Annotated in this window: 13 protein-coding genes; 3 read left to right on the forward strand and 10 right to left on the reverse strand. The window is 67.9% G+C overall.

Translation table 11 applies throughout. The features are described from left to right. Positions 1–29: 29 nt before the first annotated feature. Positions 30–1418: a 3-carboxy-cis,cis-muconate cycloisomerase gene (locus ACIGJG_RS23790; RefSeq protein ID WP_011301137.1), complete on the forward strand. Its 1389-nt coding sequence runs from the start codon at positions 30–32 to the stop codon at positions 1416–1418. Positions 1419–1454: 36 nt separating this feature from the next. Further along, positions 1455–2645: a bifunctional 3-oxoadipate enol-lactonase/4-carboxymuconolactone decarboxylase PcaDC gene (gene pcaDC / locus ACIGJG_RS23795; RefSeq protein WP_140949438.1), complete on the forward strand. Its 1191-nt coding sequence runs from the start codon at positions 1455–1457 to the stop codon at positions 2643–2645. Between the two features lie 6 nt (positions 2646–2651). Here the strand turns inward: pcaDC and ACIGJG_RS23800 are convergent, their stop codons facing one another. Further along, positions 2652–3539 (reverse strand): helix-turn-helix domain-containing protein, encoded by an 888-nt coding sequence (locus tag ACIGJG_RS23800; protein WP_140949439.1) that lies wholly within the window; start codon positions 3537–3539, stop codon positions 2652–2654. A 124-nt stretch (positions 3540–3663) separates the two neighbouring features. On the opposite strand from ACIGJG_RS23800, the gene pobA reads away from it, so the two are divergent. Then, positions 3664–4833, forward strand: coding sequence for a 4-hydroxybenzoate 3-monooxygenase (pobA, locus tag ACIGJG_RS23805; protein WP_140949440.1), 1170 nt, complete (start codon positions 3664–3666; stop codon positions 4831–4833). Here the strand turns inward: pobA and cobA are convergent. From cobA to ACIGJG_RS23850, 9 genes are read right to left on the reverse strand one after another with little or no spacing between them, the layout of a single operon-like run. After that, positions 4812–5597, reverse strand: coding sequence for a uroporphyrinogen-III C-methyltransferase (cobA, locus tag ACIGJG_RS23810; protein WP_011301133.1), 786 nt, complete (start codon positions 5595–5597; stop codon positions 4812–4814). The genes pobA and cobA overlap by 22 nt on opposite strands. Before the next feature lie 30 nt (positions 5598–5627). Next, entirely contained in the window at positions 5628–7139 is a 1512-nt protein-coding gene (locus tag ACIGJG_RS23815) for a cytochrome D1 domain-containing protein (protein WP_483674008.1), read from the reverse strand. Then, positions 7136–8299 carry a heme d1 biosynthesis radical SAM protein NirJ gene (gene nirJ / locus ACIGJG_RS23820; protein WP_483674009.1) on the reverse strand — a complete coding sequence of 388 codons (1164 nt, stop codon included), beginning with the start codon at positions 8297–8299 and terminating at the stop codon, positions 7136–7138. The genes ACIGJG_RS23815 and nirJ overlap by 4 nt, the downstream gene beginning before the upstream one ends. 10 nt (positions 8300–8309) lie before the next feature. Continuing rightward, entirely contained in the window at positions 8310–8810 is a 501-nt protein-coding gene (gene ahbB / locus ACIGJG_RS23825) for a siroheme decarboxylase subunit beta (RefSeq protein WP_140949443.1), read from the reverse strand. A gap of 6 nt (positions 8811–8816) precedes the next feature. After that, positions 8817–9272, reverse strand: coding sequence for an Lrp/AsnC family transcriptional regulator (locus ACIGJG_RS23830; protein WP_011301129.1), 456 nt, complete (start codon positions 9270–9272; stop codon positions 8817–8819). Further along, positions 9269–10252, reverse strand: coding sequence for a siroheme decarboxylase subunit beta (gene ahbB / locus ACIGJG_RS23835; protein ID WP_220630078.1), 984 nt, complete (start codon positions 10250–10252; stop codon positions 9269–9271). Before ahbB (ACIGJG_RS23835) ends, ACIGJG_RS23830 begins: the two co-directional genes overlap by 4 nt. Before the next feature lie 11 nt (positions 10253–10263). Further along, entirely contained in the window at positions 10264–11505 is a 1242-nt protein-coding gene (locus tag ACIGJG_RS23840) for a cytochrome D1 domain-containing protein (protein WP_483674010.1), read from the reverse strand. Continuing rightward, complete coding sequence (locus tag ACIGJG_RS23845) at positions 11451–11780, reverse strand: c-type cytochrome (protein WP_011301126.1); 330 nt, start codon at positions 11778–11780, stop codon at positions 11451–11453. Before ACIGJG_RS23845 ends, ACIGJG_RS23840 begins: the two co-directional genes overlap by 55 nt. A 5-nt stretch (positions 11781–11785) precedes the next feature. After that, positions 11786–12091 carry a c-type cytochrome gene (locus ACIGJG_RS23850; RefSeq protein ID WP_140949445.1) on the reverse strand — a complete coding sequence of 102 codons (306 nt, stop codon included), beginning with the start codon at positions 12089–12091 and terminating at the stop codon, positions 11786–11788. Positions 12092–12112: the final 21 nt, after the last annotated feature.

Here is a 12112-nt window from a genome sequence, read left to right on the forward strand (position 1 = left end):
TCGTGACGGCACACCCACTACGCCCCCCAATGCCAAGCTCGACCCGCCTTACCGATCCGATGTTCGGCAGCCCGGCGGTGCTGGAGATCTTCTCCAATACCGGCACCGTGCGCTGCATGCTTGCCGTCGAAGCGGCACTGGCCCGCGCCGAATCACATTGCGGCGTGATTCCCGTCGCCGCGGCCACTGTCATCTCCGAAGTCTGTTCGGACGTCTCAGTCATCGATCTCGATGCCTTGGCCCAGGCCGCCGTTTCAGCGGGCAATCTCGCCATTCCCTTCGTCAAGCAGCTCACTGCCGCCGTGGCGGCGCGCGATGCCGAGGCTGCGCGCTTCGTGCACTGGGGCGCCACCAGCCAGGACATCATCGACACCGCACTGGTGCTGCAGCTTGGCGAGGCCCTGCCGCAGCTTCAGGCGGCATTGCTCGCGCTTGGCAATGCCTGCGCCGGCCAGGCCACGTCGCATCGCGACACGCCGATGGTCGGCCGCACGTGGCTGCAGCACGCGTTGCCCACGACGTTCGGCCTGAAGGCTGCGGGCTGGCTCGATGCACTGCGCCGAGACCTGCGCCGTCTCGATGCTGCACGCGATCATAGCCAAGCGCTGCAGTTCGGCGGCGCAGCCGGCACACTCGCGAGCCTCGGCAAGTCCGCGCCGGACGTGGCGCGTGCGTTGGTCAGTGAACTGAACCTGGAGTTGCCCGCGCTGCCGTGGCACGCGCATCGCGACCGACTCGTGGAAACTGCGACCGCGCTGGGCATGCTCACCGGCACGCTCGGCAAGATGGCGCGCGATATCTCGCTGATGATGCAGACCGAAGTCGCGGAAGTGGCCGAGCCATCCGGCCCCGGCCGCGGTGGCTCAAGCACCATGCCGCACAAGCGCAACCCGGTCGGCTGCGCCGCCGTGCTGACCGCGGCGGTACGTGTGCCGCCGCTGGTCGCGACGATGCTGTCGGGCATGGTGCAGGAACACGAACGCGCGCTCGGCGGCTGGCAGGCCGAGTGGGACACGCTGCCGCAGGTCGTCGCGCTTGCCGCCGGCGCCTTGCGCCAGATGGGCGAGGTGGTCTCGGGCCTGCAGGTCGACGCCGCGCGCATGCGCGCCAATCTCGACATGACGCATGGCCTGATCCTCGGCGAGGCGGCCATGCTCGAACTCGGCGGCCGCATCGGCCGGCTCGAAGCGCACCATGTGGTCGAGCGCGCATCGCGCCGCGCGGTGGCGCAAGGCACCACGTTGCGCGATGCGCTGGCACAGACGCTTGCCGAGAATCCGTCGCACGCCAGTCTGCTTGACGATGCCGCGCTCGACAGACTGGCGGATCCGGCCAACTACGCCGGCCAGTCCGCTGCATTCGCCGATGCCGCCGTGCAGGCCTGGCATGCGTCGCTGGCGCAGCGGCAGCAGCGCTGAACACAACACGCCCCCCAAGGTTTCCAGGAGACCGCATTGCCTTACCTCGACCATGCCGGCGCCCGGCTTTACTACACCGTGGACGGCCCCGACAACGCGCCGGCCATCCTCTTCTCCAACTCGCTCGGCACTGACCACACCATGTGGCAGCCGCAGGCGGACGCCCTGGCCGGACGCTTCCGCGTGGTGCGCTACGACACGCGCGGCCATGGCCGTTCCACCGCGCCGGGCGACGCCTTCACCATGGATCAGCTTGGCGGCGATGCCATCGCTATCCTGGAGGCGCTCGGCATCGCGCAGGCGGTGTTCTGCGGCGTGTCGATGGGCGGCCTGACCGGCATGTGGCTGGGCGTGCATGCGCCCGAGCGCTTCCCGAAGATCGTGCTTGCCAACACCGCCGCGAAAATTGGCAATGCGGATGGCTGGAACTCGCGCATCGAAGGCGTGCTGCGCAACGGCATGCGCCCCATGGTGGCGCCTTCCATCGAACGCTGGTTCACCCCGGGCTTTGCCGCCACGGCAAGCCGAGCCATCGACCCGCTGCTCACAGTGCTGGGCGGACTCGATCCGCGCGGCTATGCCGCCAACTGCGCCGCGGTGCGCGACGCGGATTTCCGCGATGCCGTACGCACGATCCGCGTGCCCGTACTGGTGATCGCGGGCAGCGACGATCCATCCACGTCCGCGCAGGAAGGCCGCGAGCTTGCCGCCGCGATTCCCGATGCGCGCTTCGTCGAATTGCCTGCCGCACACATCTCCAACTTCGAACAGCCGGGCCGCTTTACTGCCGCGCTACTTGATTTCATCGTCGGCCGCCTGCCGGTCACCGATGATCACGCCCGCTATGATGCAGGCCTGTCCGTACGGCGCGACGTACTCGGCAGCGACCACGTCGATCGCTCGATCGCGCGCCTGACACCGCTCAATGAGGAATTCCAGAACCTGATCACCCGCTATGCATGGGGCGAGATCTGGACGCGCGAAGGGCTGCCGCGGCACACGCGCAGCCTGCTGACCATTGCGATGATGGTGGCGCTGAACCGCTCCGACGAACTGAAGCTGCACTTGCGCGCCGCCGCCAACAACGGCGTGACGCGCGACGAGATCAAGGAAGTGCTACTGCAGACCGCCATCTACTGCGGCGTGCCGGCTGCGAACTCGGCCTTCCATATGGCCGAGGAAGTGTTCGCCGCCATCGACGAGGCCAACCGCCGGCCGCAGGCCTGATCCATCCTATCGCGTTGCAAATGCCGGCAGCCGGGCGCGCCCCGACTGCCGGAACTCGGTCGGCGTCTGCCCGACCTGCTTCGCGAAGAAGCGTGAGAAATACGCCGCATCGGCAAAGCCGAGCGACAGCGCAATGTGCTTGACCTCGAGGTCGCTGAACAGCAGATCGCGCTGCGCCTGCGCCAGCACCCTGGCGTGGACCATCTGCAGCGCCGACTGCCCCGCCATCTGCCTGCAGATACGGTTGAGCTGCGTGCCCGTGATGCCGATGTCGCTGGCGTAGTCGCCAATCTCCCTTTGCTCGCGGTAGCCGGACTCCAGCAATTGCTGGAACTGCTGGAAGTGCCGCGCAGGCCGGCTGTTGCTGCGCGCCGCGGCGGGCGCCGACGCGTCCGCTAGACGAGCGATGCCGATCAGCACCACGGTCAGCAGAGCGGACAGCGCGGCACCGCGCCACGCGGACACGCTTTCCATTTCTCCCCTGAACAGTGACAGCGCATCGGCCAGCGGGTCGTCGCGCCGCACGCGGTCGTGGCGCGGGCGCTCGAACAGCGGCAGGGTATCGGGCACACCGGCCACCAGTGTGCGCAGGTGGCTGTCCGTCATGGTCACGACGATGCCATCGGTATCGGGCCGGAACATGAAGCCATGGATATGCTGCGGCGGCACGGTGACCAGCGAGCCGCCGCGCAACGCTTCGCGCCCGCCCTCGAGCAAGGCTTCCCCGCCGCCCGCATGGATGTACAAAATTTGCAGGAAGCGCTCGTGCCGGTGCGGCTGGATCTCCCAGCCGTGCAGCTTGCTGCGCTGCGCAATCGATTCAAAATGCAGCTGATCCAGTAGCGGCTCTGAAGAACTGGCGCCGTACAGCGAGTAAGTCGGGACGGATTTCACGGCGGGTTAGTGTTTACCAGTAATGTTCGAATTGTCCTGTTCTTGGTTCGGTCTGTCCATTCCGGAAAGCCACCCCGGCCGCTATCTTTTCTCCCATCAGAACAACGCTTACGGAGACAAAGCCATGCGCACCCAGGTAGCCATCATCGGCGCCGGCCCCGCCGGTCTTCTGCTCGGACAATTGCTCAGCCGCGCGGGCATCGACAACATCATCGTGGAACAACGCAGCCCCGAGTACGTACTGGGCCGCATCCGCGCCGGCATCCTCGAAAGCGTCACCGTGGACGCGCTGGAACGTGCGGGCGTTGCCGCACGGCTGCATGACGAAGGCCTGCCGCATGCGGGCATCGAACTGTCGTTCAACGGCCAGCGCCATCGCATCGACCTGCAAGCGCTGACGGGCCGAACGGTGACGGTGTATGGCCAGACCGAAGTCACGCGCGACCTGATGGCCGCGCGCCAGGCGGAGGGCACCACGACCATCTACGAAGCCGCCGACGTGAGTCTGCACGGCTTCGACGGCACGCGGCCCTTGGTGCGCTACCGTAAGGACGGCGCCACGCATGAAATCGAATGCGACTATATCGCGGGCTGCGATGGCTTCCACGGTGTCAGCCGCCAGAGTGTGCCCGCGACGTCGACGCAGCTGTTCGAACGCGTCTATCCGTTCGGCTGGCTGGGCATCCTGTCGGACACGCCGCCTGTCGCCGACGAGCTGATCTACGCCAGCCACGAACGCGGCTTCGCACTGTGCAGCATGCGGTCCAAGGCGCGCAGCCGCTACTACGTGCAGGTGCCGTCGACCGAGCGCGTGGAGGACTGGTCGGACGAACGCTTCTGGGATGAACTGCGCAGCCGGCTGGATCCGCAAGCCGCCGAGTCGCTCGTGACCGGACCCTCTATCGAAAAGAGCATCGCCCCGCTGCGCAGCTTCGTGTGCGAGCCGATGCGTTTCGGCCGCCTGTTCCTGGCCGGCGATGCCGCACATATCGTCCCGCCGACCGGCGCCAAGGGCCTGAACCTCGCGGCCAGCGATGTGCTGTACCTCGCCGACGCGCTCACGGCGCGCTATCAGCAGGACGATGTGCGGGAACTCGACAGCTATTCGGAGAAATGCCTGCGCCGCATCTGGAAGGCCGAGCGCTTCTCATGGTGGATGACCTCGCTGCTGCACCGGTTCCCCGATGCCGACGCGTTCTCGGCCCGCATCCAGCAAGCCGAGCTTGATTTCCTGGTCAGCTCCGAAGCCGCCTGCAAGGCGCTGGCCGAGAATTACGTCGGGCTGCCGTACTGAGGCGCTGGCTCTTCATGCACCGGCGCATGCACCGGCGCCAATGCGTCGGACAGCACCGCGCCGACCATGATCACCGCGGGACTGGCCAGCCCCGCGTCGAGCGCTTCGCCCAGCGTGGCAAGCGTGCCGGTCCAGCACCGCTGCCCGTTGCCGCCTGCGTGCATGACGACTGCCGCGAGCGTGCCGGGCAGCATGTTTGCCGCCAGCAGCGCATCGCGGATTGCCGCGAGCCGGCTCATACCCATGTAGATCACCAGCGTCGTGCCGCTGCGCGCCAGCGCGCCCCAGTCAGGGCTGCCGTGATCACTCGTGTGCGCGGTCACTAAACTCACGCCATGGCAGTGCGCGCGGTGCGTCAGCGCCACGCCCAGCGCCTGCGCGGCGGCCTGTCCGCTGCTGATGCCATTGACGACCTCGACCGGCACACCATGCGCGCGCAGAAATGCCGATTCCTCGGCGCCGCGCCCGAACAGCAGCGGATCGCCGCCCTTCACGCGCGCGACCTCCTTGCCGGCCATGGCATGCATCAGCGTCAGTTGCAGGATGCGGTCCTGGCTCACCGAGCAGCGTCCGCCGCGCTTGCCGACCCATTCCACGTGCGTGCCCGGGCTGGCATAGCAGGTCATCTCCGGCGACACCAGGTCATCCACGAGCCAGACCTGCGCGCGCTCCAGCACGCGTGCCGCGCGCACCGTGACGAGTTCGGGGCTGCCGGGGCCGGCGCCGACCAGCCATACCTTGCCGGGCTTGAGGGGAGGGTTCATGGGGAGTCCATTTATCTTTCGTGGCGAGCGTCAGTGGCTGGTGCCGGACGAGCGAGTGGTCTTGTTGAATACGTTGTACTTGCCGATGGGCTTGTCCATCGGGATGCGCTTGACCTCGCGCACCGTGCGCGCGTCGTACACCACGATGGCGCCATCGCGCTCCATCACGCTGACCAGCGCATAGCGGCCGTCGCGCGTGAATTCCACATGGGCGGCGGTGCGGCCCGGGCTCGGCGTCACGCTGCCGGCCACGGCCAGCGTCTGCTTGTCGATCAGCTGCAGCGTGTCGCGCTTCGGGCTCATCATGGCATCGGCCCAGGCATAGGGCGTGTTCTCGTGGCTGCGCAGGAAGAAGCCCGGCCCGTTGGTCGGCACCGTGGCAACGGTCTGCCAGCTCTGCATGTCGATCACGCTGATGCTGCCTTGCTTCAGGTTGGGCGACGCCATGACCTCGTGACCGTCGCGCACCCACGTGATGCCGCTGCCGAGATGGGGCATGCCCGACAGCGCCAGGCCGGCCACCTTGCGGCCATGCGCGAGGTCGACGACCTGCCCGCCGCCATCCCGCGATGCGCCCAGGATGTGCCGGTATGACTGGTCGAAGTAGAAGTCGTCGAGTACGTCGTCCAGCGCGATCTTCCTCGTTGCGGGCGCGGTGCCGGCTTTCATGCTGACGTAAGGGATCTCCCAGACCTCCGGAATGTCCTTGAGCGCGACGATGAAGCTGTGCCGCGGCGCGGCATCATAAACGGCCGATACCCGCGACGCCCGGCCGTTCCGGCCTTTGACGTCGATGACCGCGGCCAGCGCCAGGTCGTCGGCGCGCAGAAGCACCAGCGTCTGCGGCAAGGTGTTGCCGGCCAGCACCCACTTGCCATCATCGCTGACGGCCACATTGCGCGTGTTCAGGCCGACGCGGATCTCCGCCGTGAAGGTCAGGTTCCACAGGTCGTACTTGCTGACCCAGCCATCGCGGCTAGCCATGAACACATAGCGGCCGTCCTGGCTGAACTTCGGGCCGCCATGTAGCGCGAAACGCGTGCGGAAGCGGTGGATCGGCTCGAGGCGGTCGCCATCGAGCACGCTGATATGATGGCTGCCGGCTTCCACGACGAGAAACAGGTTGGCCGGGTCGGCCTTGAACACGGGCGTGGCGGGAAGGCTATCCGTCGCGGGGTACACGATATGACTAACGCGGATGTCGGCGGCAGCCCACGGCCGCGAGGTCGCGGGCCCGGTGCGCAACCATGCGGCGAGGTCCGTCAGTTTGGCGTCGTCGAGCTGGCCCGCAAAACCCGGCATCTGCGTAGCCGCCCGGCCTTCGCGCAGCACCGTGGCCAGCTCGGCCGGGCGCAGGCGCTCCAGGCTCTCGGGCAGCAGCGCGGGGCCCATCGCGCCAAGACGGTCGGCGCCGTGGCATGCGGCGCAATGCTGTCCGTATAGCGCGGCGGCGTCGACGGTGGCCGCTTGCCCGCCTATGGCCGCCGTCTGGCACACGCCTGCGAGCACGTACGCCGCCAGCCATTGCAGGAAGCGGTTCATGCGGCGACCTCCGCGCCGAGCGGCATGGCAAGCTCCTCGTCGGTCAGGTAGCAGCCGGGGTCTTGCGCCCATGGATTGCCGGTCACCGCGGCCGCGCGCACACGCGTATTGCCGTTGCAGATATCCACCTGCGCGCAGTTCGCGCAGCGCCCTTGCAGCGGACGCGGCGATGCCGCCAGGCCTGCCATGAGTGGATCGCTGCGGTTGGCCCAGATATCGCCGAACGCGCGCTCGCGCACATTACCGAGCGTGACGTGCCACCACATCGTGTCGGGGTGGACGTTGCCGAGGTTGTCGATATTGGCCACGCCAACGCCGGTCGCATTGCCGCCCCAGTTCACAAGCCGCCGGCGCATGTCGGCCAGCCGGTGCGGCTGGTGCCGCGCGATCCAGTGCAGCAGGTAGACGCCGTCTGCATCGTTATTGCCGGTGACGAAGTCCCCGGCATGGCCCTGGCGCGCGCGCTCCCAGACGTGGTCAAACAGCCAGTCAAGCGCGGCGCGCGTGGCCGCGTGACGCGCGTCGTCGCCACGGTGGCTGCGGCCGCGCCCCGCGTAGTTGAAGTGCGACAGGTAGAACTTGTCGATGCCTTCCGCTTCGGTAAAGGCCACCACCGCCGGCAGTTCGTTCGCGTTCTCTTCGGTCAGCGTCATGCGCACGCCTACCCGCAGGCCAGCGCTGCGCGCCGCGCGCAGGCCGGCGAGTGCACGGCGGAAAGCATCGCCGCTGCGGCGGAAGCGGTCGTGTGTGTCCTGCATGCCGTCGAGGCTGACGCCGACATAGTCGAAGCCGCTCTCGGCTAGCCGCGCGGCGTGCGCGGCATCGAGCAATGTGCCGTTCGACGACAGCGACAAGTGGAAGCCCATCTCTCGCGCGCGCGCTGCAATCGTGTACAGATCCTCGCGCAGCAGCGGCTCGCCGCCGGACAGGATCAGCGCGGGGGCATGCGCTGCCTTGAGCTGCCCGAGCACATCCAGCGCTTCAGCCGTAGTCAGTTCGCCCTTGAAGTTGGTGTCGGCGGAGGTCGAATAGCAATGCTTGCAGTTGAGGTTGCAGCGCCGGATCAAGTTCCAGATGACGACCGGGCCGGCCGGCTTGCGCGGCGCGGGCAAGGGACCGCCATCGCGCAGCGCTTCCATGAATCGGGACAGGCGGAACATGATGACTCCCTTACTCGGTACGGGCCGGTGGCAGGCGCAGGCCGGTCTTCTTGAGGATGCGCGTGGACCACAACACGTCGTGCGCGCGGCAGGCGTCACCGAGCAACTGCGCAATGCGCGCCACGAGCGGTAACGCCTCTTCCCGCGTGCGGGCATGCGCCATGGCGAAGAGGTTGTACGGCCACAGCGGCAGGTTGCGCGGGCGCCGGTAGCAGTGGCTCACGAATGGCAGTGCACCGACCTGCTCGCCCAGCGCGTCGATGCAGGCGTCGTCCACATCCCACACAGTCATGCCGTTGGCACGCCAGCCCAGCGCATAGTGGTTCGGTACTGCCGCGATGCGGCGCAGCGTGCCGTTTGCCTGCATTGCCGTCAGGCGGGCAATGACCTCGGCTTCATCGATGCCAAGCTGCGTACCAACGGCGGCATAGGGCGAGCTGACAAGCGGAAGGCCGCCCTGCGTCGCGCGGATCAGCGCAAGGTCGATGGCATCGTGCGCGTAAGGTTCCATGGCGATTCACGCGGGCAGGTAGAGGTTGACGAAGTACTCGCGTTCCTTCGGGAACGGAAGGATCTCCACGCCCGCATCGCGGCCGATGCGCTGCAAGGCGGGGCTCACATCCTCGGCACGCTGCACCGCAAGCACGAACCACAGGTTCAGGTGATGCGAGCGTGCGTAGTGGTGCGCCACTTCCGGGTGCGCGTTGATCGCGTCGATCACGGCGTCAAGCCTGTCTTCCGGCGCGTGGCACGCGCACAGCACGAAGCGGCCGCCCGCGCGCTCGATCTGGTACAGCGGCCCGAAGCGCGACAGGATTCCGGCGTCCAGCAGCGCCTGCAGGCGCGCGAGCAGTGTGGCCTCATCAACTTGCAGGGCTTCGGCCGCATCGGCATACGGCCGCTGTGTCAGCGCCAGTCCGTGCTGCAGGGTGTTGATGATGCGGCGGTCGAGCGCATCGGGGACGAAGGTCATGACGGCTCCTGCTGCGGCGCGTAGCGTGTGTTGCGCTGCTTGTAGCAGCGCGTGCCGACAAGGACGGCGCCCGGTAGCTGGCTGAGTCCTACCTGCTCGTTGATGCGTGCCAGCGCTTCGCGCGATGCTTGCGCGTCGCGCGCGTGAACCATCGCGAAGAGGTTGTACGGCCAGTCGGGAGCGCTGCGTGTGCGGCGATAGCAGAGCGTCACGCCCGGCATGCGCGAAAGGCGGATGCCAAGTGCGTCGACGCGGCTGTCTGGCACATCCCAGACGGACATGGCGTTGTGCTGGTAGCCGAAGCGGCCGTGGTGCAGGACCACCCCGAGCCGGCGGATTACACCGCTTTCGCACCAGTGCGCGAGCCGTTCGAGGATGCGATCCAGTGGAATGCGCGTACGCAGCGCGAGCGCGTGGAATGGCTGCGGCGCCAGCGGTAGGCCCGATTCGAGCGCGGCGATCAGCCGCCAGTCGTCGGCATCCGGCTGCACCGGGCCCGGCGTCCTGGTGGCGCGGCGCGGCTGGCGGGAACCGCTATCGCGCAGCGAAAAGCCAAGGTCGATGTGATACTCGCGCTCCATCGGCAGGTCCAGAGGGGTCAGGCCGGTCCTGGCTGCGATGTCGGCGAACACTGCGTCGAGCGCATCGCGGTCGCGCGCGCCCGCGACGAACCACAGGTTGTGGCGATGTCCGCGCCGTGCGTAGTTGTGGCTGATCGCGCTGCAGGTGCTCACGCACGCCGCGACGCGGTCCAGCTGCGCGGGTTCGACCGCCAGTGCGCCAAGCGAGCTGACGCCGATCACATTCGGCGCGAACACCGCGCCAATGCGGCTGATGCGCCCGGTGCCAAGATCGCGCGCGAGCAGGCTCAGCAGGTCGTGTTCGCAAAGGCCCAGTTCACCGGCCAGTTGGCGGTATGGGCGCGGATGCAGCGGCAGGTCGCGCTGGATCCGGTCGTAGAGCATGGCTTCGTCGTACATGGTTGCAATCGTTACATGCCGAAGCGCTGGGCGCGCACCGTGAAGAAGATGCCGCTCGGGTTATCGGCCGGCAGCGTAGCGAGCCGCGCGAAGGTGGCTGTGTCGTAGACCTCCACGCGGTTGTCGTCGCGGCACGACAGCCACACGGCTTCGCCCTTGGGCGTGAATTCCATGTGCAGCACGCCGCGGCACGGGCGCATGGTCCGCACGACCCGCCGCGTCGCGGTGTCGATGACCTGCACCGTGTCGTTGTGCGGGAAGGCGAAGTTGACCCAGACCTGCCGGCCATCCGGGCGCGCCATGACAAACACCGGCTGGCCGGCCAGCGCAACGCGTGCGGATTCCTTCCAGCCTTGCGCAGCGTCGGCGACGAGCACCTCGTGCCGTCCGATCGCGGGCAACCATGGCATGCCCTGTGCCATGCCCCAGCCGCGCAGGTGCGGCATCTTGTAGACGGGCAGCGGATCGGTGCCGCGGCCATAGCCGGACAGGATGCGCCGCGCCTCGGGCGGAGACTGCCACAGGTCGACCAGCGCCAGCCCGTCCTGGCCAAATAGGCCCGCGATGTACCAGCGGCCATCCGGCGTGACGAGCCCGTCGTACGGGTCGCGTCCGGCGTGCAGCCGCGTGACCTGCGGCTCGCGCGGGTGGTGGATGTCGATGATCCAGATCTCGCCCGATTCGAACAGGCTGGCGGCGAGCCTCCGGCCCGGCAGGTCGGCCAGGCCGACGACCTTGGAGCGCTTGCCGTCCATGCCAATGGCGGGAATGTCTGCCAGGGGTTCCAGCGTCGCCGCATCGAACAGCTTGATGCCCCCCGGCGCATAGTTCTGTGCCGCTACCACTCGGCCATCCTGCGTAATGGCGCCGCCGATGCTGTTGCCAGCCTGCATCACGCGATGCGTGACGCGCGCTTGCAGAAGGTCCACGCGCGACAATCCGCCGTCGCGCCCGAAGACGTAGGCAAAGCGGCCATCGCGCGAGAACACCACGCTCGCGTGCGACAGATCGCCCAGGCCGTCGACCGTCGCAAGCTGCGTCATGCCAGTGGTCTCCACGACCTGCATGCGGCCCGCGGCGCGTTCGATGATGACGCCGAGATCGCCAGTGCCGCGCACCGGCGTTGCGCAACCGGCGAGCAACGCACCGGTCAGGAGAATGGGCAACAGACACTTCAGTGCCTGCCGTGTGATCCGGGCTACCTGCCCGGAACGGCTGGTGCCTGGCCGGCCTGCAATCGTTCGATCAGCCATTGGGCTTCATCCTGCGTCATGAAAGGTTGCCATGGCGGCATGGCGGTGCCGGGGCGGCCCTGCAGCACGGTGGCCACCAGGCCATCGCGCGGCTTGCCTGTAAGCGCGGCGGCCGTCAGTGGCGAACCGAGCCCGCCTTGCAGCGTCATGCCGTGGCACGCACCGCAGTCATCGCGCAGCAGACGGGCGAGTTCCGCCTGCCGAGCCGGCAGCGGCTGCGCCGCCGACGTACCCGCTGCGGCGAGCAGCAGGCCGAGCGCGATGCAGCGCGCCATGCCGGTTACAACGTCAGCACCCATTTGGCGAGCGTGTCGGCTTCGGCGTCGGTAACACGGTTGGCCGGCATCGGTACCGGGCCCCACTTGCCGCTGCTGCCCTTGAGGATGGACCCGGAAAGCTGGGCGGCGGCGTCCTTGCTGCCCTTGTACTTCGCGGCCACGTCCTTGAAGGCCGGACCGACCAGCTTCTTGTCGACGCTGTGGCAGGCCATGCAGGCCTTGCTCGCAGCGAGCTCGGGGCTCGCGTGCGCAGCCGCGGAAAGCAGCGCACAGGCGGCCGCGGCGATGGCGATTCGGATGGTTTGCATCTCTTGGCTCCGGTGGCGTGT

It is taken from the genome of Cupriavidus sp. C1SS-2L, from assembly GCF_057073735.1.